The sequence below is a fragment of the Candidatus Eremiobacteraceae bacterium genome (genome assembly GCA_035314825.1).
Taxonomy (GTDB): Bacteria; Vulcanimicrobiota; Vulcanimicrobiia; order Eremiobacterales; family Eremiobacteraceae; genus JAFAHD01.
In genome coordinates, this window is record DATFYX010000045.1 from 1 (window position 1) to 25,808 (window position 25,808).

The 25,808-nt window shown below is 63.9% G+C and carries 24 protein-coding genes; 6 read left to right on the plus strand and 18 right to left on the minus strand.

All coding sequences use genetic code 11. The annotated features are described in order from the left end of the window. Window positions 1-46: 46 nt before the first annotated feature. Genes VKF82_06405 through ppdK form a run of 5 tightly spaced genes read right to left on the minus strand, consistent with a single transcriptional unit; the run spans window position 47 to window position 8,726 of the window. On the minus strand, window positions 47-1,564 hold the full coding sequence (locus tag VKF82_06405) for a peptidylprolyl isomerase (protein ID HME81691.1): 1,518 nt from the start codon (window positions 1,562-1,564) through the stop codon (window positions 47-49). A 42-nt stretch (window positions 1,565-1,606) separates the two neighbouring features. Beyond that, window positions 1,607-2,878, minus strand: a complete 1,272-nt coding sequence (gene rpoD, locus VKF82_06410) for an RNA polymerase sigma factor RpoD (GenBank protein HME81692.1) — start codon at window positions 2,876-2,878, stop codon at window positions 1,607-1,609. Between the two features lie 10 nt (window positions 2,879-2,888). Beyond that, the gene (dnaG, locus tag VKF82_06415) at window positions 2,889-4,655 is read right to left on the minus strand and encodes a DNA primase (protein ID HME81693.1); all 1,767 of its coding nucleotides are present in this window, start codon (window positions 4,653-4,655) and stop codon (window positions 2,889-2,891) included. 18 nt (window positions 4,656-4,673) lie between these two features. Beyond that, window positions 4,674-5,753: a deoxyguanosinetriphosphate triphosphohydrolase gene (locus VKF82_06420; protein HME81694.1), complete on the minus strand. Its 1,080-nt coding sequence runs from the start codon at window positions 5,751-5,753 to the stop codon at window positions 4,674-4,676. A 57-nt stretch (window positions 5,754-5,810) separates the two neighbouring features. Further along, a complete protein-coding gene (ppdK, locus tag VKF82_06425; protein HME81695.1) occupies window positions 5,811-8,726 on the minus strand; it encodes a pyruvate, phosphate dikinase in 2,916 nt (971 codons plus the stop codon). A gap of 224 nt (window positions 8,727-8,950) precedes the next feature. Between ppdK and VKF82_06430 the strand changes: the two genes are divergently transcribed. After that, the gene (locus VKF82_06430) at window positions 8,951-9,343 is read left to right on the plus strand and encodes a hypothetical protein (GenBank protein HME81696.1); all 393 of its coding nucleotides are present in this window, start codon (window positions 8,951-8,953) and stop codon (window positions 9,341-9,343) included. Window positions 9,344-9,365: 22 nt separating this feature from the next. Here the strand turns inward: VKF82_06430 and VKF82_06435 are convergent, their stop codons facing one another. Genes VKF82_06435 through VKF82_06475 form a run of 9 tightly spaced genes read right to left on the minus strand, consistent with a single transcriptional unit; the run spans window position 9,366 to window position 17,901 of the window. Beyond that, entirely contained in the window at window positions 9,366-10,088 is a 723-nt protein-coding gene (locus tag VKF82_06435; GenBank protein ID HME81697.1) for a hypothetical protein, read from the minus strand. A gap of 8 nt (window positions 10,089-10,096) precedes the next feature. Beyond that, the gene (locus VKF82_06440; protein ID HME81698.1) at window positions 10,097-11,002 is read right to left on the minus strand and encodes a hypothetical protein; all 906 of its coding nucleotides are present in this window, start codon (window positions 11,000-11,002) and stop codon (window positions 10,097-10,099) included. Between the two features lie 40 nt (window positions 11,003-11,042). Continuing rightward, window positions 11,043-12,356 (minus strand): glycine--tRNA ligase, encoded by a 1,314-nt coding sequence (locus VKF82_06445; protein HME81699.1) that lies wholly within the window; start codon window positions 12,354-12,356, stop codon window positions 11,043-11,045. 50 nt (window positions 12,357-12,406) lie between these two features. Continuing rightward, window positions 12,407-12,886 (minus strand): hypothetical protein, encoded by a 480-nt coding sequence (locus tag VKF82_06450; protein HME81700.1) that lies wholly within the window; start codon window positions 12,884-12,886, stop codon window positions 12,407-12,409. 60 nt (window positions 12,887-12,946) lie between these two features. Beyond that, a complete protein-coding gene (locus tag VKF82_06455; GenBank protein ID HME81701.1) occupies window positions 12,947-14,269 on the minus strand; it encodes an ABC transporter permease in 1,323 nt (440 codons plus the stop codon). Then, window positions 14,266-15,168 (minus strand): ATP-binding cassette domain-containing protein, encoded by a 903-nt coding sequence (locus VKF82_06460; GenBank protein ID HME81702.1) that lies wholly within the window; start codon window positions 15,166-15,168, stop codon window positions 14,266-14,268. The genes VKF82_06455 and VKF82_06460 overlap by 4 nt, the downstream gene beginning before the upstream one ends. Window positions 15,169-15,188: 20 nt before the next feature. Beyond that, window positions 15,189-16,301 (minus strand): 23S rRNA (adenine(2503)-C(2))-methyltransferase RlmN, encoded by a 1,113-nt coding sequence (gene rlmN / locus VKF82_06465; GenBank protein ID HME81703.1) that lies wholly within the window; start codon window positions 16,299-16,301, stop codon window positions 15,189-15,191. Beyond that, window positions 16,298-16,996, minus strand: a complete 699-nt coding sequence (locus tag VKF82_06470; GenBank protein ID HME81704.1) for a uracil-DNA glycosylase — start codon at window positions 16,994-16,996, stop codon at window positions 16,298-16,300. The genes rlmN and VKF82_06470 overlap by 4 nt, the downstream gene beginning before the upstream one ends. Then, window positions 16,993-17,901, minus strand: coding sequence for a glycosyltransferase family 2 protein (locus VKF82_06475; protein ID HME81705.1), 909 nt, complete (start codon window positions 17,899-17,901; stop codon window positions 16,993-16,995). Before VKF82_06475 ends, VKF82_06470 begins: the two co-directional genes overlap by 4 nt. Before the next feature lie 31 nt (window positions 17,902-17,932). On the opposite strand from VKF82_06475, the gene VKF82_06480 reads away from it, so the two are divergent. Beyond that, the gene (locus VKF82_06480) at window positions 17,933-18,076 is read left to right on the plus strand and encodes a hypothetical protein (GenBank protein HME81706.1); all 144 of its coding nucleotides are present in this window, start codon (window positions 17,933-17,935) and stop codon (window positions 18,074-18,076) included. 274 nt (window positions 18,077-18,350) lie between these two features. Beyond that, on the plus strand, window positions 18,351-19,448 hold the full coding sequence (locus VKF82_06485) for a hypothetical protein (GenBank protein ID HME81707.1): 1,098 nt from the start codon (window positions 18,351-18,353) through the stop codon (window positions 19,446-19,448). On the opposite strand, the gene prfB is transcribed toward VKF82_06485, so the two are convergent. After that, window positions 19,411-20,415, minus strand: a complete 1,005-nt coding sequence (gene prfB / locus VKF82_06490) for a peptide chain release factor 2 (GenBank protein HME81708.1) — start codon at window positions 20,413-20,415, stop codon at window positions 19,411-19,413. The two genes, VKF82_06485 and prfB, sit on opposite strands and share 38 nt — an antisense overlap. Before the next feature lie 179 nt (window positions 20,416-20,594). On the opposite strand from prfB, the gene VKF82_06495 reads away from it, so the two are divergent. The 3 genes from VKF82_06495 to VKF82_06505 all read left to right on the plus strand — a co-directional run bounded on the left by VKF82_06495 (window position 20,595) and on the right by VKF82_06505 (window position 22,047). Then, window positions 20,595-21,155, plus strand: coding sequence for a DUF4760 domain-containing protein (locus VKF82_06495; GenBank protein ID HME81709.1), 561 nt, complete (start codon window positions 20,595-20,597; stop codon window positions 21,153-21,155). 77 nt (window positions 21,156-21,232) lie between these two features. After that, window positions 21,233-21,658 (plus strand): DUF1801 domain-containing protein, encoded by a 426-nt coding sequence (locus tag VKF82_06500; GenBank protein ID HME81710.1) that lies wholly within the window; start codon window positions 21,233-21,235, stop codon window positions 21,656-21,658. After that, the gene (locus tag VKF82_06505; protein HME81711.1) at window positions 21,655-22,047 is read left to right on the plus strand and encodes a VOC family protein; all 393 of its coding nucleotides are present in this window, start codon (window positions 21,655-21,657) and stop codon (window positions 22,045-22,047) included. Before VKF82_06500 ends, VKF82_06505 begins: the two co-directional genes overlap by 4 nt. Window positions 22,048-22,620: 573 nt before the next feature. On the opposite strand, the gene VKF82_06510 is transcribed toward VKF82_06505, so the two are convergent. From VKF82_06510 to VKF82_06520, 3 genes are all read right to left on the minus strand, one after another. Further along, window positions 22,621-24,081, minus strand: coding sequence for a tyrosinase family protein (locus VKF82_06510; GenBank protein HME81712.1), 1,461 nt, complete (start codon window positions 24,079-24,081; stop codon window positions 22,621-22,623). A 203-nt stretch (window positions 24,082-24,284) separates the two neighbouring features. Then, entirely contained in the window at window positions 24,285-24,680 is a 396-nt protein-coding gene (locus VKF82_06515) for a VOC family protein (protein ID HME81713.1), read from the minus strand. Between the two features lie 33 nt (window positions 24,681-24,713). After that, entirely contained in the window at window positions 24,714-25,166 is a 453-nt protein-coding gene (locus VKF82_06520; protein ID HME81714.1) for a hypothetical protein, read from the minus strand. Window positions 25,167-25,808: the final 642 nt, after the last annotated feature.

The window sequence follows — 25,808 nt, forward strand, 5'->3', positions numbered from 1 at the left end:
TTCGTCCCGGATGCCGCGCTCTCGTTGTGCGCGGTGCACAAGAGGGCTAGCGCGGGTTGTAGCGGACTTCGACCGTGCGCAGCATCTCCTCGACGTCAGGAGTCTGCGGCGTGACCGGCTCGCAGCGATACATGCGAGCGACGATATCGGACGGGATCCTAGTGTCGTTGGGGTCGTGTTTGGTGACCGCGTAGACCACCGATAAGCCCTTGACCACGCGCCCGAACGTCGTGAAGTACTCGTCGAGATGCAGCTGCGGCGACTCGGTGATGTAATATTGGCTGCCGCCCGAGTCGAAGATCGGCGATGAACCTTTATAGTCAAGGCCGAGCGAGATCATGCCGGTGAGCTGCTCGATCGGGTTGACCTCGTCTGGCACGTTGAAGCCCGGGCCGCCGCTGCCCGTCGTCTTGCCGGCGTCCGGATTGCCGCCCTGGATCACGAAGTTGGGGATCACGCGATCGAGCAGCGAGTTGTTATAGAAGCCGGCGTCGACGAGGCGCAAGAACGCGTCGACGTGGTACGGCGCCGCATCGGGGAACAGCTCGACCACGATCACGCCTTTGTTGGCGACGATGGCCACTTGCGGATGGTCGCCGATCGGTGCGCCGGACGGCAGCGGCTTGGGTTCGACTTGATCGTCTGGAGGAACGGCCGGCGGGCGCGTGTCCACGAACGTGTTGTCGCCCATCGCGCTGAGCACGTTGGAGACTTCCACGCGCACGCGCCACGAGGGATCTTTCGCCAGCAGCCGCACCGCGACGATGAACGACTTGTCTTTGAGCCGCCCGATCGCTTTGACCGCATACATGCGCACCAGTTCTTGCTGATCGGCGAGCATCGTGCGCAGCAAGCCCGGGTTGGTGTCGAAGTAACTGCGGTAGATGGCCCACGCCATGCGCCAGCGCGTCTCCGGGTCGCGCTCGGTGCTGAACGAGTTGTCGAGCAGCTTGCCTGTGGTCGCCTTGAGCATCTGCGAGATCTGGGGTTTGGCGGCGAAGCCCGATTCGCCCAAGCCGATCGCCGCCTTGCCGCGCACGAAGGCGTCGCCGCTGGACAGAAGATCCGAAAGCGTTTCGACCGCGCTGCTGCCGCCGATGCGGCCGAGCGAATCGGCCGCCGTGCCCGCGACCAGCGGCGAACCATGCAGCGCCGCCGTGCGCAACGCGGGCAGCGCATCTGCCGACGCGATCACGCCGAGGCCGAATGCCGCGGCCGCGCGCACGTTCTCAGGTTGTGAGGGCGACAGCAACGGCGTCAGCAGCGGTACGCCGGCGACGTTGCGCAGCCGTCCGATCGCGAGCGCGGCGCGCGCCACGACCGCCGGATCGCTGGACTTGAGGAACGGTTCGAGTTGGCTTGGCGTCGTCTTGCGGTTGCGCTCGAGCTTGCCGATCTGACCGTACGGTGAACTGTCCGGCAGGCTCGGAGTCGGCGCTGACATGCCGCGCGTCGCCGCCGGTTGCGGCGATGCGCTCGAGCTCGGCGTCGGCGACGGCGATGCCGCCAGCAGCGAAGCAGACGCCAGAAGAGCGCCTGCGGCGATAACGAACCGCTTGGTCATGGGCCGGGGGTTAGGCGCGTACCGCGGGTGCGCCTTTCGCGGTCATTCGGTCTGCCAGTAGTCCTTGAGCGCTTTGCCGCGGCTAGGATGGCGCAGTTTGCGCAGCGCTTTGGCCTCGATCTGGCGGATGCGCTCGCGCGTCACGCCGAACTCTTGACCGACCTCTTCGAGCGTACGCTGATGGCCGTCTTCCAACCCGAAGCGTAGCACGAGCACTTTGCGTTCGCGCTCGGTGAGGTTGAGCAAGACGTCGCCCATCTTCTGCTTGAGCATGGTCACAGACGCTGCCTCGGCGGGCGCGACCGCGTCCGGATCCTCGATAAAATCGCCCAGATGGCTGTCTTCCTCTTCGCCGATCGGCGTCTCGAGCGAGATCGGCTCTTGCGCGATCTTCATGACCTCGCGCACTTTGTCGGACGTCAGCCCCATCTCGCGCGCGATCTCCTCGACCGACGGGTCGCGGCCAAGCTCTTGCAGCAGCTGGCGCGAGATTTTCACCAGCCGGTTGATCGTCTCGACCATGTGCACCGGGATGCGAATCGTGCGGGCTTGGTCGGCTAGCGCGCGTGTGATGGCTTGGCGGATCCACCACGTCGCGTACGTGGAGAACTTGTAGCCCTTCTTGTAGTCGAATTTCTCGACGGCGCGGATCAGGCCCAGATTGCCTTCCTGGATCAGATCCAGGAACAGCATGCCGCGGCCGACGTACTTCTTGGCGATGCTCACGACCAGGCGCAGATTCGCTTCGGTGAGATCGCGTTTGGCGAGATCGCCCGTCTCGAGGATCTGTATGTCCGCGGCTTGGCCGGTCACGCGCGCGCGTTCGCGCTCTTCCTCGGCGCGCTCGATCTTCTTGGCGAGATCCTGCTCTTGCGCCATCCCGAGCAGCGGCACGCGGCCGATCTCCTTGAGATACATGCGCACGGGATCGTCGAGCGCGATGCCCGCCGGAACCGGGATCTCGGCTTCGACTTCGGGCTCGGGGGCAGCGGCCTCGGCCGGCTCGGCCGGTTCGTCTTCCTCGATGGCGACCAGGTCGGGCATCTCGGTGATCTCGATGCCCTGCCCCATGATCTCTTCGACCAGCTCGTTGCCCTTTTCCGGATCGTCCTCGTCGTACGCCGCGGAGATGGCCGCGACTTCGTCATAGGTGACGAAGCCCTGCGCTTTGCCGCGCGCGACCAATGCTTTGACGGCGGCTTCGCGCGGAATCGTCGGAGCAGCGGGGGGTTGACCGTTGGTGGGCGCGCTTGCGGGGGCGACCGGCGCGGAGGGCGGCGCAGTCTTGACCTTCGGCTTCTTGCCGGGACTCATAGCGTGTTCGTCAACCCTCCTTTCCGTGTGTATCGCCTGACGGTCCGCGCAACGACGCCGCCAGCGCGTTGTATTCCTCGCGCAACGGTTCCGGCACGGCTCGGTCCGATGTGATGAGCCTGTTAATTTCTGCGTCGATGAACGAAAGCCTCCGCTCCTGTCGCCTGCGCTCAAACCGTTGCGCGATAAGCGCGAGCCTGCGCTCGTCGTCCTCGTGCGGCAAGGGCGGTGACGCCAGCGTCATGCGCGTCAGCTCCGCGACCAGCGGATCGTCCGCGAAGACGGTGAGCGGATTGAGGCCGTTTTCGAAATCGCGCGCATGTGCGGTGAGCCGTTCGAAGACCGAGCGCAGCTCGGCATCTTCGAAGTCGTCTGCGCTGAACTGCTCGAGCGCCGACGGCAGCAACGCCGGGCGGCTGAGGATGAGCGCGAGCACGTCGCGCTCGGTCGAGATCCGCTGCGTGATGGCCGGCGCGCGCCGGACCGGCGCGCCGTCGGACTGCAAGCGCGGATTTTGTGCCGGCACGCGCGTCTGGCGCATGGCTGCTTCGCTGACGTCGAGGCGGCGCGCCATCGCCCTGACGTATTGGTCGCGCTCGATCGGATCGCGGATGTGCGCGATGACGGCCATCGCCTCGCGCGCCACGTCGCTCTTGCTGGTGAACTTCGATGCGATGCGCTTGCACGCCAGGTCGATCTTGAAGTCCACCCAGCGCTGCGCGCTTGAGAGCAGCTGCGCGAACGCTTCCGGGCCTTTCTCGATGATGAGCTCGTCCGGATCGGTGCCGGCCGGCAGCGCGACGATGCTGACCGCGAGCCCCTCTTCTACTAACATGTCGATGCTGCGGGCCGTGGCCGCCTGCCCGGCGGCGTCGCCGTCAAAACATAGATAGAGACGGCTGGCGACGCGGCGCAGCTCGCGCGCCTGTTCCGGCGTGAATGCGGTCCCGAGGCTGGCGACCGCGTTCTTGAAGCCCGCCTGGTGGAGCGCGATCGCGTCGAGATATCCCTCGACCACCACGAGCGTGTCGTCGGCTGCGGCCGCCCTGCGCGCGAGATGCAGCGCGTACACGTGCGCGCCTTTGGTGTACGCAACGGTGTTGGGCGTGTTGAGATACTTCGGCGTTTCATCGCCCATGGCGCGGCCGCCGAAGGCCATCACTTCGCCGGTGAGATTGTAGATCGGCAGCATCAGGCGATTGCGGAAGAAATCATAGTAGCCGGTCTTCACGCGCAGCAGCCCGGCGCGCTCGGCCAGCTGGAGATCGACGCCCGAGCGCTCCAGCGCCTTGGCCAATCCTTCCCAACCATCGGGCGCATAGCCAAGACCGAAGAGCGCGGCAGTCTCATCGAGCACACCGCGGCCGTGCAGATAGTCGAGCGCTCGGCGATCGCGGCGCAATGCGTCGGCGAAGTAGCGCTGCGCGGCCGCATTGGCTTCGTAGATCGCTTCGCGCTCGCTGCGCCGGCGCTGCGCACCCGGCGTTTCGGCGAGCACGACGCCCGCGCGCGCGGCGAGCATACGCAGCGCGGTCGGGAAATCGACGTTCTCGTAGCGCTCGACGAACTTGATCAGATCGCCGCCGGCATCGCAGCCGTGACAATGCCACACCTGCTTGTCGGCGTTGAGATAGAACGAGGGCGTGCGTTCGGCGTGGAACGGGCACAAGCCGACATATTCGCGTCCTTGCCGCTTGAGCGTGACGTATTGGCTGACGTACGCCAGCAGGTCGACTTTGGCTTGGATCTCGGCGACGACGCCGGCGTCAAACGGCATCGCAAACCTTCACGAGGGTCACACGTCCCATTCCCGCGGCGCCGAGCTCGCCGAATCGGGGAAGAGCGCGATGAACTGTTTGATCGCAAAACGATCGGTGAAGCCGGCCACGTAGTCGCAGACGCGCCGCGGCAGCGAATCGCTCGCCAGCGGCGCTTCCCGATACATCTCGGGCAGTTCGCCCGGATGATCGATGTAGTACGCGAACAGCTGCTTCACCACGTGCTGCGCCTTGGGTTCCTCTCGTTTGGCGTCGTCGTTGAAATAGACGCGCTTGAACATGAACTCCTTTATCGTCTCGACCGCCTCGAGCACTGGCTCGGACAGGCGGATCTCGTTCTTGCCGCGGCACTCGGCGATCATGTCCTCGACGACGGTGGCGATGCGGATCGGCCCGCGGTGACCCAGCACGGTGATCGCCTTGGCAGGCAGATCGCGCTCGATGATGATGCCGGCGCGCACCGCGTCGTCGATATCGTGATTGATGTAGGCCAAGCGGTCGGCGTAGCGCACGATCTGGCCCTCGAGCGTCGAGGGGATGTCCGCATGGCCGGCCAGCGCGCCTTTATGCTTGCTGTGCTTGGCGATGCCGTCGAGCACCTCGAGCGTCAGGTTGAGGCCGACCTTGTCGCCGCGGCGCTCGAGCAGCTCGACCACGCGCAGGCTCTGCTCCGAATGGATGAAGCGCGCGCCGGACTCGTACTGCGACCACACTTGCGTGAGCGCGTCTTCGCCGGCATGGCCGAACGGCGAGTGCCCGAGGTCGTGGCCGAGCGCGATCGCTTCGGCCAGATCTTCGTTGAGGCTCAAGCCTCTAGCGATTGAGCGCGAGAGCTGCATGACCTCCAGTGAGTGCGTCATGCGCGTGCGATAGTGGTCGCCCAGCGGCGACAAGAACACTTGCGTCTTGTGCATCAGCCGCCGGAAGGCTTTGCTGTGGATGATGCGGTCGCGGTCGCGTTGGAAGCAGGTGCGGATCGGGTCCTGGGGCTCGGGCGTGCGCCTGCCCTTGGAATCCTTGGCAAGCGTGGCATATGGCGATAGCATCGCCGCCTCGCGACCCTCGAGCTCTTCTCTGATGGACAATGTCGTACTCATGCGCCGTCTATCACGTTGGGCGGTCGCACCGGAAAGTCTTGGCCGGGCAGGTACGGCCTAGTCCTGGTCGACTTTCTTGGAGCCGGCGGCTTCCGCCGCGCGCTCCTTGAGCACCGACTGCGCCGCCGCAAGGCGCGCCACCGGCACGCGGAACGGCGAGCACGACACATAATCGAGGCCGAGGGTGTGGCAGAACTCCACCGACACCGGATCCCCGCCATGCTCGCCGCAGATCCCGATCTTCATCTCGGGCCGCGTGATGTGGCCGCGCTCCATCGCCATGCGCATGAATTCGCCGACGCCGTCCTGATCGATGACCTGGAACGGATCCTCGCGCAGGATCTTCTTCTCCAAGTACACCGGGATGAACGAGCCCTCGGCGTCGTCGCGCGAATAGCCGAACACGAGCTGCGTCAGATCGTTGGTGCCGAACGAGAAGAACTCCGCGTGTTCGGCGATGCGATGCGCGACCATGCAGGCGCGCGGCATCTCGATCATCGTGCCGATCTGATAGTTGACGCGCGTGCCGGCCGCCTTGATGATGCGCTCGGCCTCGGCGCTCACAAGATCGCGCAGCGCCTTCATCTCCGTGACCGTGCCCACGCCGGGGATCATGATGAGCGGGCGCACGTCGACGCGCTCCTTCTTGAGCTCGGTCGCCGCCTCCATGATCGCGCGCACCTGCATCTGATAGATCTCGGGGAACACGATGCCGAGGCGGCAGACGCGCAGGCCGAGCATCGGATTCTCTTCGTGCAGCACGCGCACGCGGCGCAGCAGCCGTTCTTTGGCCGACAGCTCCGACGGATCGGACTTGCCGACGCGCAGCTCGGTCACCTCGACCAGCAGGTCTTCGAGGCTCGGCAGAAACTCGTGCAGCGGCGGATCGAGCAGCCGGATCGTCACCGGCAGACCCTTCATCGCGCGCAAGATGCCGCGGAAATCTTCGCGCTGCATCGGCAGCAGCTGCTCCAAGCACTTGCGCCGCGAATCGGGCGTCTCGGCCATGATCATCTCTTGGACCACGGGCAGCCGCTCGGTCTCCATGAACATGTGCTCGGTGCGGCACAGGCCGATGCCTTCCGCGCCGAAGTCGCGCGCCTTCTTGGCGTCTTCGGGCGTGTCGGCGTTCGCGTACACTCCCAAGCGCCGGTACTCGTCCGCCCACTTGAGGATGTGCTCGAATTGCGGCGTGAGTTTCGCCGCGGTCATCTGCAGCAGGCCGCGATACACGGTGCCGGTCGTGCCGTCGATCGTCAGCTCGTCGCCTTCCTTGACGACTTCGCCCTTGACGCTGAACTGGCGCGCGCGCAGGTCGATGAGCATCGCCTCGGCGCCCACGACGGCGGGCTTGCCCATGCCGCGCGCGACGACCGCCGCGTGCGAGGTGGCGCCGCCTTGCGAGGTGAGGATGCCTTCGGACGCGATCATGCCGTGCACGTCGTCCGGCGTCGTCATCGGACGCACGAGGATGGTCTTCTTGTTCTGGCGTTTCATCTCGACGGCGTCGTCCGGATCGAATACGACGATGCCTGCCGCCGCGCCCGGCGACGCATTGAGGCCCTTGACGATGACGTGCGCTTTTTGCTTTTCATCGATCTGCGCATGCAGCAGCGCGGCGATGGCGGCGGGCTCGATGCGCATGAGCGCTTCTTCGCGCGAGATGTGCCGCTCTTTGACCATGTCGGCCGCGATCTGCACCGCGGCGGCAGCGGCGCGCTTGCCCGAGCGCGTCTGCAGGATGTAGAGCTTGCCGCGCTCGATCGTGAATTCGATGTCCTGCATGTCGTGATAATGCTTTTCGAGCTTGTCCGCGGCGTCGAGGAACTGCTTGTAGACCTTGGGCTGCTGTTTTTCCAGTTCTGAGATCTTCACCGGGGTGCGCGAGCCGGAGACGACGTCTTCGCCTTGCGCGTTTTGCAGGAACTCGCCGTATAGTTTCTTCTGGCCCGTCGCCGGGTCGCGCGTGAAAGCCACGCCGGTCCCCGAGTCCGTGCCCATGTTGCCGAACACCATGGTCACGACGTTGACGGCGGTGCCCCACCAATCGGGATAGTGCGAATGCTTGCGGTATTCGATCGCGCGCTTGGAGTTCCATGAATTGAAGACCGCCTCGACCGCCATGCGCAGCTGGATGAAGACGTCCTCGGGAAAGTCTTTCTTGGTGTAGTGGCGCACCAGTGCCTTATATTCGCTCGTCATGTTGCGGAAGGCGAGCGCGGTGAGCTCGGACTCCGACGCGACGCGCGCCTTGGCGACGTAGCGCTTGAGCACTTCCTCGAACGGCTCTTTCTTCATGCCCAGCACGACGGTCGCGAACATCTGGACGAAGCGGCGATATGCATCCCACGCGAACTTGTCGTTCTTGGTCAGCACGACGAGCGCGTTGCAGGTGCGATTGTTGAGACCGAGGTTGAGCACGGTGTCCATCATGCCCGGCATGGAGACGCGCGCACCGGAACGAACCGAGACGAGCAGCGGGTTGACCTCTCCGCCGAACTCCTTGCCGGTCTTGCGTTCGAGCTCGACGACGCGGCGATGGATCTCTTCTTCTAATCCGTTGGGGAACTGGCGGCCCAGTTCGAAAAAGCGCCGGCAGACTTCGGTCGTCACGGTGAAACCGGGCGGCACCGGCAGCCCGATGCGCGTCATCTCTCCCAGGCCGGCGCCCTTTCCGCCGAGCAGGTCGCGCAGATCCGCGCCGCCTTCCTCGAACGAGTAGGTCATCTTGCCGAGGTGCAGCTTGGTCGGCGGCTCGAGCTTGCGCGAGGTCGCCTTTCGGGCCGAGGGCAGCGGAATGCGGCGGACCGGATCGTCTGGACCGATCTCGGCGAGCACGAGCCCGGCCAACCCGTCGGGTTTGGCTTTGCTCTTGACCTTGCCGTTGGTCTTGACCGCATCTTTGCCGCGCGCGGCGGGCTTAGCGAGCTTCTTGGACGATTTGGGCTGCTTGGCGCTCTTGGAGGGCTTCAAACCGCTTTCTCCCGGCTCTGGACGCCTATCGGGAAGGTCCCAGAGAAACGAGCGAGCCGGTAGAAAAGCGAAGGAAGGCTCGCTTAGCCATTCTTTGACGCGGGACAGTTGAAGTCCCGCCTCATTTGTCGTCAAGGCAGTCGCAGCGGGAACGAATCTCAAGTCAAGTGAACGGCGGCTGCGAGGAGATGGTGATGAATGCTTTGACCCTCGTAGTTCGCCGCATGCCCTTCGCCCTTGGCGGCATCATCGCGCTCGCCGCCGCGGCCGGGATCAGCGCGTGCAGCGCATCAGGTACCGCGCCGCTCGGGCAAGTGGTCGCAAGCCCGACCAGCCTCACCTTCACATGCACGACGGGCACGTTGACGTTCAGCATCACGCAGGCGAACTACAGTGGAACGTTCAGCGCAGTCAGCGCGAACACAAGCCTCGTGACCGTCTCACCGGCGTCATCGTCGGGCGCGTTCACAGCGACAGAGCAAGCCGCCACCGGCGTGGCGACCTCGATCACGGTCACGGGCGGCGGGAATATGACCGTGACCATTCCCGTGCAGTTGCCGAGCTGCGTCTGCCACCGCCACCACGACATGTGGGCGTCCGTCCTCTCGACACGCTAGCGCCGTCCGCAGGTTCCGCTGCTCACATAGGGTGAGGGTTCATGCGTTTGCCGTTCATCGGTTTGACGAGCGGATCGGAGTCGGCGAACGCGCCGTGCGGATTGGGCACGAGCCACATGCTCGCGATCCAGATCTCCGGCAGCTGGAAGACCGCGACGACGTCGCTCGGTCGTTTTGCGAGTCCCAACGTGACGAGTGGTTGCGCCGACGGATGCGCAGGGTCGCCGCCGTTGGCCTGATACGTCGGATTGAGCAGCGAGCCGTAGCGCATCATGCCGTCGGGCTCGCGCACGACGTAGTGCATGTGCGCGATGAAATGCACCCACCGTCCGGGTTGCAGTCCCCACAGCGCCGGCCTCTTCGTCCGGTCGGTGACGTGGGCCGTATAGTCGGCGCCGATCAAGCGGCCGCGAGCGTCGTACCATAGCTGCGTCGGGTGCTTCGGGTCGTCGGCGAACCAGCGTCGGTCGGTGTATGTAATGATCCCGTCTTGATCTTCATCGGTGTAGCGCAAGTAGCCAGCGGCCCGCGCCACGCTTTCGTCAGGAAAACGCGCGTGCAAGTCAGGTGTGATCGTCGCGATGAACGCCTGCTCCGCGCGGTCAGGAAACGGAGACAGCGACGGCTGCGCCGGAGGCATGGGCGAACCCGTTGCGCCGTGCGCGCTCGGGTTCTGGGCGTTCGGGCTTTGGGAACATGCCGTCAGCAGCGCAGCGATGACGGCGACGAACGCTGCGCGCGCCAAATCGCTCGTTAGGGTCCGACCGCTACGCCGAAATCCGCGTTGAACGTCACCGACGGTGGTATGACGGTCGGCGTGCTCGCGCCAGACAGCGGCGGCGTGAAGATCTTCAGCGAGCCGTCGGTGTTGTCGACGACGTACAACTTGCCGCTTGCGTCGAACATCATATCCTCGGGTACCGTCACGCCGGTGAGCTGATACGCCGACGTGCTCACCGCCGACAAGGGCGCCGTGAAAACCCATATCTTCATCGTGAACAGCTCGGCCACAAAGAGATCGCCGTTCGAGTCGACCGCGATACCGCGGAGTGCGGTGCCCCCGCCAGGGCAGCAGGCGATGGAGAACGCAGGAGCTCCCGTGTACGGCGCGTTGTATACATGGACCCCCGTCGTGCCGCCGTCATCGCCCACATACAATCGCCCGGACGCGTCGAAGGCCACGGAGAGGGCCGACGTGAGGCCGTTGGTGATCGTGGTCGGGACCTCAGCGCTCGTGATAGGCTGCGCGTAGACATTTACCGCTGCGCCCTGTGTCGGAACGTAGAGAGAGCGGTTGACGTCAAAAGCCGACGTCGAGCATCCGGTTGTTATGTTGGCGGTTGCCGTGCTTGAGGAAGACAGCGGCGCGGTGTAGTAACGGACCGTGTTTGCGCCGTCACAGACGGCCAAATCGCCCGTTGAGTCCACCGCTACGTCGCCAGGAAAGACAAGTCCGTTTGAGACCGTGTACAACGCCGTGCTCGATGCCGAGAAGGGCAACGAATAGACGGAGACGCCTTTGACCGACGTCGAGGTGTTATTCACATACAGGTGGCCCGGCATTGGCGTCGGGGCGGGCGCGGTCGAGGAGCTGCTGCACGCGGCAAGCGCTCCTACGAATATACCAAGGATGGCAAAGCGGACAACGCGCGTAGACATTCGACCTCCTTACGATGCGGTCGGGCCTCAAATACCGACTTTACGCGAGCTTCTCCTGTAGATAGCTATCGAGCCGGTCGAGCGCCACCCGCTCTTGGTGTTTTGTATCACGGTCGCGTACCGTGACATCCTTGTTTTCTAGGCTCTCGTAGTCGACGGTGATGCAGAACGGCGTGCCGATCTCGTCCTGGCGATAGTAGCGCTTACCGACGTTGCCCGAGTCGTCAAACGTCGTGCGCATGCGCGGGCGCAGGTCTTTTTCGATGCGCGACGCGAGCTCGACGATGTCCGGCTTGTTGCGCACGAGCGGGAAGACCGCGACTTTGTACGGCGCAAGCCGCGGGTGCAGGTGGAGCACCGCGCGATCCGCTTCCTTCTCATAGGCGTCGATAAGGAAGACGAGCAGCGCGCGATCGACGCCCAAGGCAGGCTCGACAACCGCAGGCAGATACTTGGCCTTGGTCTCTTCGTCGAAGTATGAAAGATCTTTGCCGCTGGCTTTGACGTGCTGCGTGAGGTCGAAGCAGCCGCGATGTGCGATGCCTTCCAATTCACCCCAGCCGAACGGATAATCGTACTCGAGATCGGTGGTCGCGCTGCTGTAGTGCGCGAGGTCAGTGCCTTCGTATTCGTGTTTGCGCAGCCGCTCGGGCTGCACGCCCAGCGACAGCCACCATTGGTAGCGCTGCTCGACCCAGTAGCGGTACCAGCGCAGACCTTCCGCCTCGTCCTCTGAGGGGACGAAATACTCCATCTCCATCAGCTCGAACTCGCGCGAGCGGAAGATGAAGTTGCCGGGCGTGATCTCGTTGCGAAATGCTTTGCCGATCTGCGCGATGCCGAAGGGCGGTTTCTTGCGCGCGGTCTGGTACGCGAGCTTGAAGTCGACGAACATCCCCTGTGCGGTCTCGGGCCGCAGGTAGGCTTCTGAGGATTGGTCCTCCATCGCGCCGACGTACGTCTTGAACATGAGATTGAACGCGCGCGGCGCCGTGAGCGTCTTGTTCCCGCACGCGGGGCACTGATCGCCCTTGACGTGATCGGCCCGAAAACGTTTCTTGCAGGTCTTGCAGTCCACCATCATGTCGGTGAAATTCTCGACGTGGCCCGACGCGCGCCACACCTCGGGGTTCATGATGATCGACGATTCGATGCCGACGACGTCGTCGCGCAGGGCCACCATCTCGCGCCACCAGGCCTCGCGCACGTTGCGCTTGAGCTCGACCCCGACCGGCCCGTAATCCCACATGCCGTTGATGCCGCCGTAGATCTCGCTCGACGGGAATATAAAACCGCGGCGCTTTGCGAGCGCCGTGATCTCTTCCATCGTCGGTTTCGGTCGGGTTGATGCCATCGGGTCGAGATTCGAAGCCGCGTCGTGCTTTTCCGCCCGGCGCATAAGGATCAGCGCGTGTCGCTGGTCTGCGTCATCTCGGTGACGAAAGGCTCCGCGACGGCATGGCGATAGCGGTATGGGTCGGGCGCATCGCTCGGCAGCGCGAGATCTTCGTCCGCAGCTGCATCATACGCGCGCTTGAACTTGGGCCCGGCTTCGCCGGTGTCCATCACCGCCATCACGTACGCGCGGATGAGGGCATGCGCGTACCCTTTCGATTTCGTGTCCGCCACGGTCCACACGACCGGCCGGAACGGCTGGTGCTTGTCCGCGCCGACCCCGGCCCAGAACACCAGCGGATCCCAGCGCGGCATCGCAGACGTCGGCCTGGTGACGAGCAGAATCGATCCCTCGTTCGGCTGGAGCTCCTCGATGACCGTGGCCATGAGCGTGACCGTGTCGACGCGATCAAATGTAGGCGTCGGCGTCGGCGTCGGCGTCGGCGTCGGGTTGGCCGAAGCGCCGGATTCTGCCAGCGCACGTTCCACTGACGCGGACGAAATCAGGCAACCCGCAAGCGCGAACGCAAGAGCGCGCCGCATCTGATCTTAGCCGGGGGCGCGGATGGCGCGCCAGATGTCGCCGATCTTCGGCGGTTTGCCGTACATGAGCACGCCGATGCGATACAGCCTGCCGGCCAGGCGCGTCAGACCCCAAATAGCCGCCAGCGAGAGCGCGATCGACAGGCCGACCTGCCACGCCGGCACGCTTGAGAGCGCGACGCGCGTGAACATGACCATCGGACTCACCAACGGGATCATCGAGGCGATCACCGCGAACGACTTGTCGGGGTCGTTGATCGCGAAGATCGAGACGACGTATGCGAGGATGATCGGGATCATTATCACGCCGTTGTACTGCTGCACATCCTCGGCTTTGCTGCACAGGGCGCCGACGCCGGCGAACAGCGCGGCATACGAGAAGAAACCCAATAGGAAGAACACGACGAGATAGATGAGCGTCGAGACGGGGATCGCGCCTGCCATCGCCGACTGCAGGCCAGCGGTATGGGGCGCATTTGGCATGTTGGCCTGCGCCGCTGCTGCTTGACGAGCGAGCGCGGCAGCGTCCGCATGCGAAAGGGTCCCTGAGATCACGACGACGAGCAATACGGCCGCGCCCGCGGCTGCGATGGCGAAGATGACCATCTGCGTGAGTGCGAGCGCGCCGATGCCGAAGATCTTGCCCGCGAGCAGTTGCGCTGGCCGCACGGCGCCGATCATCACCTCCATGACGCGATTGGATTTCTCCTCGATCACGCCTTGCGCGACCTGTACGCCGTACAAGATCGTCGCCGTGTAGAGCAAGATGAGCAGCACGTACACCAGACCGCCGGCGAGCGTTTCTTCGCTTTCGCTCTTGTAGCGTTCGTTAAGCGCAACCGTCTTGAACTGGAAATCGAGCGCGTGTTTGGCCGACGCCGCGGCCTGTCCGCTGAGCTCAGAGTTGATGACGACCGGCACCAGCCTGGAGCGCAGGCTGCCGGTCTTCTCGAGCAGGCTGGCCTGCCGAGGATAAAACGTGAACGCGAGCCCATCGGCCGTGCGGTATGCGACCAGCGCCCCGTCATATTTCTTCGATTTCACCTGCGCGGCGACGTCGGGGGGTAGCGATCCGTCGGTCGCTTTGTCGGCCGAGATCGAGACGTCGTAAGCGTCAGCGATCGCGCCGGCGACCGCTTTTGCCACTGATGGATCCGCTGCTACGATAACGATCTTCGGAGTGAACGTGTTGCCGAGCCACGGACCCAATAGCGGCAGCAGCGCAAGTGCGAACAGGCCGAGGACGACAAGCGCGGTACCGATGATGAAACTGCGGCTCTTGATGCGTTCGACGTACTCGCGTCTTATGATGATGCCGGTCGTGTTCACGCCGCGCTCTCCTCAGCTCTGACGTACTGCAAGTAGATGTCGTTGAGGCTGGGCTCGACGATCTCGAAATGATCGACAGGACCGGCCGTGATGGCGGCGCGCAGCAATCGTGCGGGCGAGATGTCGGGTGGCGCTTTGATGTTGACGTAGCCGTCCTCCGACGGGCGCACGCTCGCGCCCGGGAAGGCGCTGATGAAACTCAGGTCCGGGATCGCGGTCATGCGGATGAAGCGGTCGGGCCAGTTCTTCTTGATCTGCGCAAGGTTGCCGCTGACGACCGCATGCGAGCGGTCGATGATGCAGATGTCGCTGGTGAGCTCTTCGACCTGCTCCATGCGGTGGCTGGACAGCATGACGGCCGTCCCTGAGCGCACGAGATCGCGGATCGCATCCTTGAGAATCTCGACGTTGATCGGATCAAAGCCGGAGAACGGCTCGTCGAGCACGAGCAGCGGCGGGCGGTGGACGACCGCCGCGATGAACTGTACTTTTTGCTGATTGCCCTTGGAAAGCTCCGCGGGCTTCTTGCCCAGATTTTCGGTGAGCTTGAACGCGTCGGCGAGCTCTCCGATGCGCTTTTTCGCGTCCGCAGGCTCCATGCCGTGCAGCTCCGCGAAATACAGCAGCTGGTCGGCGACCTTCATCTGCGGATAGAGCCCGCGCTCTTCGGGCAGATAGCCGAACGTGTGGCGTACGTCCGCGTCGACGATCGTGCCCTGCCAGCTCACCGAGCCGCTGTCCGGTTGCAGGATGTCGAGCACGATGCGGATCGTCGTGGTCTTGCCCGCGCCGTTCGGACCGAGCAAGCCGAAGACCGCGCCCTGTTGCGCGCTGAACGACAGATCGCTGACGGCCACGGTCGCGCCGAATGACTTAGAGATGTTGCGGACCTCGAGCAAGACGTCGCCTCCGGTTCGGACTACGCCGTCTGGGCGTGGTCGACGCGCAGCTGGCCGCACGCGGCGGCGATGTCGTCGCCCATCGTGTGGCGCAGCGTGCTCGGCACGCCGCGCTCGCGCAGGATCTCTTGAAAGCGGTGCGTCGCAGCTGGGGACGAGCGGCCGTATGCAGCGGCGGTCGCGTTGTAGGGGATCAGGTTGACGTGATGGAGCGGACCGCCCAGCAGGTCGGCGAGCTGTCGTGCGTCATTGGGCGAGTCGTTCACGCCCGCGAGCATGATGTACTCGTAGAACACCTTGCGGTGCGTGTGCGCCACGTACGCCCTTGTGGCGGCCATCAGCTTGGCGATCGACCACTTCTTGTTGATGGGCATGAGCTTGGTGCGCAGGACATCGTCGGCCGCGTGCAGCGAGATCGCGAGATTGACCTGGATGCCTTCGCGCGTGAAGCGCTCGATGCCGGTGACCACGCCAGCCGTCGAGATGGTCATGTGGCGCGCACCGAGGTTGAAGCCGTTCGCATCGTTGAGCAGCGCGACGGCATCCATCACCTTGTCGTAGTTGAGGAATGGTTCGCCCATGCCCATGAACACGATGTTGGTGAGCGTCCGGTCTTCCGCGCGAGCGCGCCGCGCGGCCTCGATCGCCTGGTCGAAAATCTCAAGCGCGGTCAGGTTGCGGAAGAAACCGCCTTGTCCGGTCGCGCAGAAGTCGCACTTGAGGGCGCAGCCCGCCTGGGATGAGATGCATGCCGTGGTACGCCCGCCGCGATGGCGCATGAGCACGGCCTCCACCTCGTTGCCGCCCGCGAGCCCGAACAGCAGCTTCGTGGTCTGGCCGTCGCTCGACGTCGCCTCGTGGATCAGCTTGAGGCTCGAAAGCTTCATGGTGCTGCCGAGACGGTCGCGCAGCGCGCGCGGCAGCACGCTGATCTGATCGAAGCTGGGCACGAGCTCCTTGGCGGCGGCGCGATAGATCTGCGCGAGGCGGTAGCGCGGCAGCTCGAATGCCTGCGCAAGCGCATCGGCGCTTTCGAAGCCGGCCTCGTGCGCGCGCGCATCCCACCAGATGGCGAACGCATCGCGCTTGCCGGCGGCCGGCTGCGGCGCCGGTTTGATCGTCGTGGTCGTCACAGCTCCAGCTTCAATTCTTTGTCGTCCTCGGGTGGCGCGTGTGCTGCCGGCGCATCGTGCGCCGCGAGCTTTGCCGCGTCGAGCTCTGCCGCGTCGAGCTTTGCCCGCACCGCCAGCAGGTCAGCCCACACTAGTTTCTTCACGGCGGTCATGTTTCCGCCGGTCAGCCGCAAGATATACGCCGGGTGGTAGGTAGCCATGAGATCCGCGCCGTGCGGCCCCGCGTACCACATGCCGCGCTGGCGGGTGATGGAAAAGCCTGGTCCGAGAAACGACTTCGCGGCCGGCGCGCCCAGCGCGAGGATGACGCGCGGCCGCACGACTTCGAGCTCTTTCTCCAGATACTCGCGGCAGTTCGCCATCTCTTCCTGCATCGGCGCCCGATTAGCGATGCGACCGCCTTCATCGGTGGTCGCGCGGCACTTGATCGTATTGGTGATGAACACGTCCTCGCGACCCAGATCAATCGCTGCGAGCATCTTGGTGAGCAGTTCGCCCGCGCGGCCGACGAACGGCGCGCCTTGCTTGTCTTCCTGTTCCCCCGGTCCTTCGCCCACGATCACCAGCGCTGAAGTCGGATCGCCGACGCCGCAGACCACCTTCGTCCGCGTGTAGCCGATCGGGCAGCGCCGGCACGCTTCGACCACGTCATGCAATCGAGCCAGCTCGGCCGCTCGCGCCGCATGATCCGTCATCCGTGCACCAATGCGTGCACCCCGGCGCGCACTGCAAGCACGAGCGCGACGAAGATCGCGGCGTAGAGGACGTAGCGCGCGACCAGCGCGGCGGAGAGCGACCAATACCACGCGAGACCATGGTGTTTGATCCAATAGAGCCGCCGGCTGCGCTGGCGCCAGTTGAGCACGCCGAGACGCCCCCACCGCTTGCGGCTGCCGCCTTGCTCGGACTTGTGCATCGCGACGCATTGCGGCAAGAAGACGACGCGTCCCCCTTGGTCCCGCAGGCGATGCGCGAAGTCGATCTCCTCGTGATAAAGGAAGAAGCGCTCGTCGAAACCGCCGAGGCGCGCGAACGCGTCGGCCCGGATGAACATGGCGGCTCCAACGACCAAATCGACGTCGCGCTCGGTCGAATAGTCGAAATTGCGTAGCGCGTAGCCGTTTGACTGCGCGCGGAACCAGGGAAGCTCGCCCCAGGCGGAGCTGCGCAGAAATGCTTGCCACCAGGTGTCGAACTCACCGCACGACGGCGCGACGCTGCCGTCTTCATTGAGCAGTTTGGCGCCGGCCATCGAGACGTCGGGATGCGCGTCGAAATAGGTGACGGCGTTGGCGAGCAAGCCTGGCTGGGCACGCGCATCCGGATTGAGGAAGAGCAGCACAGGAGCACTCGCCGCGCGCGCGCCGATATTGCACGCCTTGGCGAAACCAAAATTCTGCCCGTTCTCGATGACGGTCACACCAGGGTACGCGGCTTTGGCGCGTGCCACGCTGTCGTCGCTCGAACCGTTGTCCGAGACGATCACTTGCGCGAAGGCGGGGTCTGCTTTGACCTCCGGCAGCCCGGCGATGGAGCGCAGGCACTCTTCAAGCTCGTCGGCGGCATCGTAGCTCACCACGATGACCGATATCGCGGACATGCAGCCTGCTTCTCTAAAAAAAACGAGCGTCTTGCAGACGCTCGTCGGGTGGTTCCGCATGGGCGGTCGAATTTATTCGACCGTTTCGGGCTACGAGGCTTTCTGGACCGTCGCAGGCTCCATGGGCGGCAGCGCGTTGAGCGCGTCCAAGATCATGGAGAGCGGGATGCCGTAACCCTCGCTCACTTGCTCGATCGTCTCGAATTCCGAGATCGCGCAGTGGGCGCATCCCCCGAGGTGAAAGTTGGCGAAGACTGCTCTCGCACCAGGGTGGAGAGCAAATGCTTCGCCGACGGTCAGGCTTTGATGAAACGTTGGACTGTCTGTACTGACGGCGACCACCCCCTTCTCCCGTCGTGCGCCGCCCGTTTCTCTCTTGGTCTGGCGGCAGCCGCGGGTTGATACGCGAGCAGTATTCTTGCCGGTACCTCGCCGAACCTCCGCACCCGATGGCAACCGCAACGGCCCTGGTACCAGAACGGACTTCGAGCCGCGACCTCGACCGTTCGAGTTTGACGTTCGATTGGGTGATGGTAGGCTTGAGCGGGCTGTTCGTCGGCGGGTTGTACGTCGACGGCTGGGCGCACAACCATCTCGACCGCATCGAGACCTTCTTCACGCCCTGGCACGCGATGTTCTACGGCGCGTTCCTTCTACTCGCGCTGGTGTTCGGCGCCTACTCGCTTGCCGGTTTGCGCGAGCGTCCGAAACAGATGGAGCGGTCGAGTTTACTCGACCGTTTAGGGCGCGCGATCCCGACCGGCTACGTGTGGTCGGCGCTCGGCATCGTGCTATTCACGCTCAGCGGACTCGGCGACATGCTTTGGCACATGCGCTTCGGTATCGAGAAGGATACGGAGGCGCTGCTCAGCCCGACGCATCTCGGACTGGCGACCGGCATGGCGCTCGTGCTGACTGGGCCGCTGCGCGCCGCCATCGCTCGAGGCGACGAAGCACGGGGTTCCGCGCTCTGGCCGGCCGTCCTTTCGCTGACCTGGCTGTATTGCGGCCTCACGTTCATGACGCAGTTCGCGCCAGCGCTCGCCGCATGGGGCATCGGTCCCAGGCCTTCGTCCGATCTGCTCGAGCTCAAGATCGATCGCTCGGTGACGGTGCAGCTGCTCGATGCCGCGCTGCTCAGCGGCGTCGTGCTGTACGCCGTACGCCAATGGGGCGCGCGGCTGCCGTTCGGCGCGATCACTGCGATCCTGCTCATCAACTCGCTGTTGATGGAGACGCAGCAGGGCGGCAACGAGCAGATCCTCGGCGTCGCGATCGCCGGGCTATGCAGCGACGCGCTTGTCGCGTGGCTGCGGCCGTCGGCGCAGCGCATCGCGCAGTTCCGCCTGGTGGCGTTCGCGGTACCGTTCTTATACTTCGCAGCGCACTACGCGACGTATCTCGCGCGCGGTTATCCCATCTATTATAAGGTGCATATCTGGGCGGGTCTGCCCTTTATCGCCGGGCTCATCGGCCTGTTGATGAGCTTCCTGGCGATGAGCGCTCCGGCTACGCCGCGCGGCGCGCCTGCAGATATGCAAGCATGAACTGATCCAGGTCCCCGTCAAGCACGCGCTGCGCATCTGAGATCTTCACTTCGGTGCGATGGTCGTTGACCATGGTGTACGGCTGCAGCGTGTACGAGCGGATCTGACTGCCCCATTCGATCGCGCTCTTCTTGCCGGTGAGCTGCGCGAGTTTGGCGGCCTGCTCTTCGCGCCGGCGCTGCGCGAGCTTGGCAGCCAGCATCTTCATCGCGCGATTGCGATTGGCCAGCTGCGAGCGTTCGTTCTGCACCGCGACGATGATGCCGGTCGGCTTGTGGGTGATGCGGATGGCGCTCTCGGTCTTGTTCACGTACTGGCCGCCGGCGCCCCCGCTCTTGTAGGTCTCCACTTCGAGCTCGTCCGGTTTGATCTCGACCGCTTCGTCGCTTTCTTCGAGCTCCGGAGTGACATCCACGGAGGCGAACGAAGTGTGACGGCGCTTGGCCGCATCGTACGGCGAGATGCGCACCAGTCGGTGCACGCCGCGTTCGCTCTCCAGATAGCCGTATGCGTTGCGCCCTTCGATGACGAGCGTGGCGCTCTTGATCCCCGCCTCTTCGCCCTCGAGGCTGTCGACGATCTCGGCGCGATAGCCGTGGCGTTCGGCCCAGCGCATGTACATGCGCAGCAGCATCGAGGCCCAATCGCAGGCTTCGGTGCCGCCCGCTCCCGCGTGAATCGTCAGAATAGCGCCGTGGCTGTCGAACTCGCCGTCCAAGATCGCCGTGGTCTCTGCGGAGTCAAGGTCAGTGCGCAGGCGTTCCAGCTCGACGCGGATCTCCGCTTCGAGCGCAGCGTCGCCTTCTTCGAGCGCGACGTACTCAGCCAGCTCGCGCGCTTTCCCCTCAAGGCGTGCCAACGGTTCGACCTCGGCCTTGAGGTCGGCCAGGTGTTTCATATGCTTTTGGGCGCTGTGGGGATCGTTCCAGAAGTCGTTCGCGTGCGACTGCGCTTCGAGCGCCGCTATCTCGCGCTGTTTGCCGGCATAGTCAAAGCCGCACCTGAAGGGTCTTCAGGCGATCGTTGATGCGGTCAAGGTCGGTGCGCAATTGATCGTTCACGCTGTTTCACGTTCGACATCGAAGGGCCGCAGCACATTCTTTCAGAGGTCAAACCGGGGACGTCGCGAACCCGCGCGAAATGTCGATGGAGCTGCTCAGTACCATCGCTGCCGTCGGCACGTTTGTGGTCATCGGCGCGACGGCGATCGTCGCGGTCGTCCAGCTGCGCCACGCCCGCGCCAGCAACCAGATCGCCGCGGTTCTGCACATCGGCGAGATGCTGGAAAGCGAGCGCTGCCAGGAAGCGCGCCGTTTCATCCGCGATGAACTCGAGCCCCGCATGCACGATGCCGAGTTCCGCAAGGCGTTGAGCTCGATTCCAACAGGGCCGGCCGCGCGCCCGATCGTCTTCCTCGGAAACCACTACGAACGGCTCGGGTTGTTCGTCAAGCGTGGGATTATCGATGAAGACCTCGCCTGCGATCTCTGGTCCGCTCAAGCGTCTGGCGATTGGGACACCATGGCGCCGGCCATCGCCATCTTGCGGCGCGCGCAAGGCGATTCCGTCTTTGAGAATTTCGAGTACTTGGTCGACGCGAGCTTCCGCTGGTTCGTGCGCTACCCGGATGGGGCGTACCCGCGCAGCCGCGCGCGCCGGCCGGTTTCCGACGTATGGCTCGAGGAAGATCGCGCGCTGGAGCGCTGAGCGGAGCTCACGGCTAGGCTTCGATAAGGAGCGACGGTGGCCGGAAGCTTGGAGACCTGTGTAGTACTGGGAAGCCCATGAAGAAAAAGAACGGCAGCTCGAAGAGAGTCAAATCACCATCTCGGTTGATAGACGCGAGGATCAAGGAGCTGGACGACTGGCGTGGCAAGACGCTCGCCCGCATGCGCTTCCTGATCAAACAAGCCGATCCCGAGGCCATCGAAGAGTGGAAGTGGAGAGGCGTTCCGGTGTGGTCTCACGACGGGATCATCTGCACGGGCGAGACATACAAGGCCGTGGTCAAGCTGACATTCGCCAAGGGTGCTCAGCTGAAAGACCCTGCGAAGCTCTTCAACTCCAGCCTTGACGGCAACGTGCGGCGTGCCATCGACTTGCACGAACGCGGGAAAGTTGACGAGTCCGCCTTCAAGGCTCTCGTCCGCGACGCAGTGGCGCTGAACACCTCGGCTCCCCCAGCTCGCCCGAAGAGGAAAACGAAATGAAAATCAAACTGGCCAGCGTCTACGTGGACGACCAGGACAAGGCCCTGCGCTTCTACACGGAGGTATTCGGCTTTGCGAAGAAGGCCGATTTCAGTCAGGGCCCGTATCGCTGGCTGACCGTGGTCTCACCCGAAGAGCCGGACGGCACTGAGCTGCAGCTGGCGCTGAACGACGACCCCGCCGCCAAAGCGTACCAGCAGGCGATGTTTCAACAAAACCGGCCCGCGGCAATCTTCTTCACCGAAGATGTCAAAGGCCATCACGAGCGGATCAAGGCCCGCGGCGCCGAGTTCACGATGCCGCCGACCGACGTGACCTTCGCGACCATCGCGATGGCGAACGACACCTGCGGCAACCTCATTCAGATCACCCAGCTGGCGCGCCACTAAGGGCGTGATTTCGGCAATTGAAGCCATCCGCGCGATGTAGCGTGATCCTTCATAAGCCACTTCATACCGCCAAAACAACATACTCGTCGCTTTCCGGATGCAAGCATGTCGCAAGCTTTTTCGATCCGGCGCGCGCGCGTCTCCGGTTGCTTGGCTGAGCTTATCCAGAGGATCCAGTCCCGGCGCGCGATTGGCGTGATATCCGCCCACGATCTCCGCGCCAGCGGGGCAGCTGCGAGGGCATCGCGTAAGTCCATTGGCACCCTGGTCTCCGGTTCTTCTCCGGCCCGCGTGATCTCCACAGCTACCGTGCCTGCAGCGTCCGCGCCTGCAGCATCGCGCAGGGCTTTTGTAACCTTGAGCCAGCGACTGCCGTTGCCGTTTGATTCGAGAGCTGCCCGGAAAGGGAAGCCATTGATAGTTCCCTCGACCATCGCCGTGCCTCGCGATGGGAGCTTTGCGCTCGCGCTCTCGGGGAGAGCAAGAATGGTCCACGATGCAATTTTTTCGTTTGCCGTAGGCCGAAGCAACTTGCCGCTGAAGCGAATCGTCGACGTGGGCCGCGCTAGGCGGTTATTGACTCTTTGCATTCCCCGCCGTGTGTGTCTCGACGAGAATGGTGGCCTTGCCGATGTTCACGCTCGCGCGGACCTGCGGTCGCACCTGCACGCCGTTGAGCATGACGCCTTGGGTCACGAACGTGATCTCAAGCGTCGAGGCGTTACGCGACGCAAGCAGCGCCTTGTTGAGCGGCAACGCCACCTGCGCGCGCATGTCCATCTCGTCTTGCACTCCGTTCACGAAGAGGGAGACAGCGCCGACGAAGTACGGATCTTGCGCATCGGCCGGCTGGGCGCCGGACAGCACCGCTGCGCTCGGTGCGGAGGGCGGTCCGACGAACGCTGCCCAGACCGCGCCGGGTTGCGTCGGGGCGGTCACGTCCTCGAGGTGCAAGTACACCGTCTTCGATGGGTCGGCCGCGATGTTCATCAGTTTCTGACGCGCGTCCGCCGGGATCTGCAGCGGAACGCGTACCGGTTGTGCGCCAAGCGGCGGAATCGAGATCGAAAGCGGAAAGACGGCGAAGTGTGGCAACATGCGCGCCACAAGGTTCGGGCACATTTCCACCGCTAGCGTGGGTCCGCCTTGATAGCGGTACTTCAATTGTTGGGCCGCATTGACCACGTCGCAATCCGACATGGTGACGGCTTTGCCGTTCTCGTCGAAAAACGTCCACGTCTTGCCCGTCCAGCCCAAATCGCTCGTCGGATCGCTACCTCCGCTGCTGCCGCGCCACGCTTCCCAGAGCCGGTCGCAGTTGGAGTGATGCAGCCAGAAGAGCGGGTCGAGGGCTGTCACCGTGGGGTCGGCAAAACCCGCCCCGACCGCGACGTGCACATGGTTGTGCGGATATGAAAACTGCTCGACTGCGCCGCTGCCCGTTCCCGTCCAGAACGACGTCGCCATGAACGCACTCGTGGTGCTGGTCTCGACTGCCGTCAGCATTGCACCCGCGTTCATCGCCGGCAGGCGGTTGACCGAGTAGAGCGTGGGCAGTTTCTTCTTTTCCCGGAACAGTGCCGGTATCTGCAGCTCGCTTGGCGAGTCCCATGCCCAAAACGGTATCGTCCAGCTCGAATCGCCGGATTTCTTGCGGACGATCCGCTCGAACCAATACAGATACATGCGATGCCACGACCAGAAGAACTCGTTGCCGTGTTGGCAGGTGCCCCACGCCGTGGGTGGCGATGATGTGATGGGTGCATACCCGTGGATCGCGGCTTGATACTGCCAACTCGTCGGATCGGTTTTTGGGAGCATCCTCATCGCTTTGATGCCCGCGATAAATGACTTGATGGTCGGGCTCGTCGCGGTAAGCCCGCCGACGTCAAAGCGCGTGAGCGGGGCGGCGAGAGCCTGCGAGCTGAAAAGCGGTTGGGTGACCGCAACCGCAACGGCGGACGTCCCAGCGATCGTCAGAAAACGGCGCCGGGTCACGCGCCGGCCCAAAATCGTGCGATCAGTGTCTTGCATCGGTTCGCTCCTTCGGGTGGTCGAGGAAATGGAGCACCCCACGAGCTTCATGCGAAATCAAGAATGCGCTAAGGATGGCTGGAACCGTTTGGTGCGACGGTTCTACCTCCGTGTGGCGCTTGCCCGCTCAGCGGTTGGCCGCCGCTTGGCGGCAAGGCTGCCCCGCTGGCAGCTCAAGAGGCGAAGACCGTCTTACGCTGAAGTCAACTTCCCTTGTCGCTTCGCGGCGGCTCCCAAAGCTCGATGCGGTTGCCGTCGGGGTCGACGATCCAAGCGAATTTCCCGTACTCGTATTCCTCGCGGTGGGGAACGATCTCTACGCCTTCGCGCTGCAGCTCCTCGAGAAGCGCGTCGAGGTCTTCAACGCAGTAGTTGATCATCCACTGCTGATTGGGCTTGCCGAAGTAGTCGGTATCCGCCTCAAATGCAGCCCAAACCGTCATGCCCCGGCGTTGCGGCTGCTCGTCGTCGCGCCACCGGAATGACGCATGCCCGTCGTCGCCGACCGGTACGCCAAGATGCTCCTTGTACCACGCGTTGGTTGCCGTTGGATCCTTTGAGCGAAAAAAGACTCCGCCGATTCCGGTGACACGTTTCATTCTTCTTACCCGATCAAAAGCGAATGCGCCGTGCTAACGAGCGCCGCGCAAGCAGGTGTCGACGGAGGTGATCGTTTTACCACCCGACCGCACCGTCGCGTGCTGCGTGTACTCCGTCGCCGAGATGCGATCGAACGTTGTGACGATGCTTGCGTCGGGGTAAACGCTGTGGTAGGCGATGTGGTTCGGATCGCTGCCGGTCGCGCGCAGGATCGTGGCGGTTCCATGGTCGTCGAGAACGACCGCCGTCCAGCCGCCGCGCTGTGCGTCATACGCGAGCAGCTCTTCGTCGCCGCCGCCTGCCCAGGAAGCGATCTGCCGCAAGGTGTGGCCGTCGCGATCGTACGCGTACGTGGCATCGTAGGCCAAGCGTACCGCTCCCGCGCGGTACGTGCAGTTCCACGTACCGACGAGATAGTGCAGCCCGGCGAGCGGCGCCGCCGTTGCCGACAACGCCGCAGCGAGCACGAGGGACGCGAACATCACGACAATACCCATATCCCTTCCTCGCTACAATGTGCTGTTTGGTCCACACTTTGCTTTCATCGCCGCGCTGGCTCGCTGCTTTGCTGCCGAGTCGCCTCCTATCAACTCTTGCATCGTTTGCCGTTCGCTTGATGAGAGCGGGGGATCGTAGGTCGCAAGGTTGAGTAAAACTGGGCCAGCCGCGCTCTTGGCGATGGACCCCGAGATCGCGATGACGGCCGCTCCACTGGGTGCGAATACCAGGGTTCCGCCTCCGCTGCTACTGTAATCGACGTGGGCGCTGCCGGGGACGTGAGCGACGTACCAATCGGAAACGGTTTTGACACCGGCATCTACCGTGTACACGGTATTGGACACACTATGGCCGCAGCGGTTTGCTGTGACACTCAGTGCGGGGTTTTTCGATTTGGCTGCGCCCGGATAAACGGGTAAACCGACGTTCGCTGCCTGAGCTGCAGCGGTTGACTGCGCTACGCCAAGTGCGATGCTGAGGATCAGAACCCCCAAACGCTTCATGTTACTCCTTACGCTAAAGTACGTCTACCATACAGCCATTCATAGGCTCTAAGCGATACCCCCATATGACCGTCCTTTTCGAGCCACTGCCGGGCGATTCCGTCGTTTTGCGGGCGCTCGGCAAGC

Bases quoted from the DNA above. Each gene is read 5' to 3' on its own strand.
- VKF82_06405 (HME81691.1), bottom strand. From the start codon at position 1,564: ATGACCAAGCGGTTCGTTATCGCCGCAGGCGCTCTTCTGGCGTCTGCT.
- rpoD (HME81692.1), bottom strand. From the start codon at position 2,878: ATGAGTCCCGGCAAGAAGCCGAAGGTCAAGACTGCGCCGCCCTCCGCG.
- dnaG (HME81693.1), bottom strand. From the start codon at position 4,655: ATGCCGTTTGACGCCGGCGTCGTCGCCGAGATCCAAGCCAAAGTCGAC.
- VKF82_06420 (HME81694.1), bottom strand. From the start codon at position 5,753: ATGAGTACGACATTGTCCATCAGAGAAGAGCTCGAGGGTCGCGAGGCG.
- VKF82_06430 (HME81696.1), top strand. From the start codon at position 8,951: ATGCCCTTCGCCCTTGGCGGCATCATCGCGCTCGCCGCCGCGGCCGGG.
- VKF82_06440 (HME81698.1), bottom strand. From the start codon at position 11,002: ATGTCTACGCGCGTTGTCCGCTTTGCCATCCTTGGTATATTCGTAGGA.
- VKF82_06445 (HME81699.1), bottom strand. From the start codon at position 12,356: ATGGCATCAACCCGACCGAAACCGACGATGGAAGAGATCACGGCGCTC.
- VKF82_06470 (HME81704.1), bottom strand. From the start codon at position 16,996: ATGACGGATCATGCGGCGCGAGCGGCCGAGCTGGCTCGATTGCATGAC.
- VKF82_06475 (HME81705.1), bottom strand. From the start codon at position 17,901: ATGTCCGCGATATCGGTCATCGTGGTGAGCTACGATGCCGCCGACGAG.
- VKF82_06485 (HME81707.1), top strand. From the start codon at position 18,351: ATGGCAACCGCAACGGCCCTGGTACCAGAACGGACTTCGAGCCGCGAC.
- VKF82_06495 (HME81709.1), top strand. From the start codon at position 20,595: ATGGAGCTGCTCAGTACCATCGCTGCCGTCGGCACGTTTGTGGTCATC.
- VKF82_06500 (HME81710.1), top strand. From the start codon at position 21,233: ATGAAGAAAAAGAACGGCAGCTCGAAGAGAGTCAAATCACCATCTCGG.
- VKF82_06505 (HME81711.1), top strand. From the start codon at position 21,655: ATGAAAATCAAACTGGCCAGCGTCTACGTGGACGACCAGGACAAGGCC.
- VKF82_06510 (HME81712.1), bottom strand. From the start codon at position 24,081: ATGCAAGACACTGATCGCACGATTTTGGGCCGGCGCGTGACCCGGCGC.
- VKF82_06515 (HME81713.1), bottom strand. From the start codon at position 24,680: ATGAAACGTGTCACCGGAATCGGCGGAGTCTTTTTTCGCTCAAAGGAT.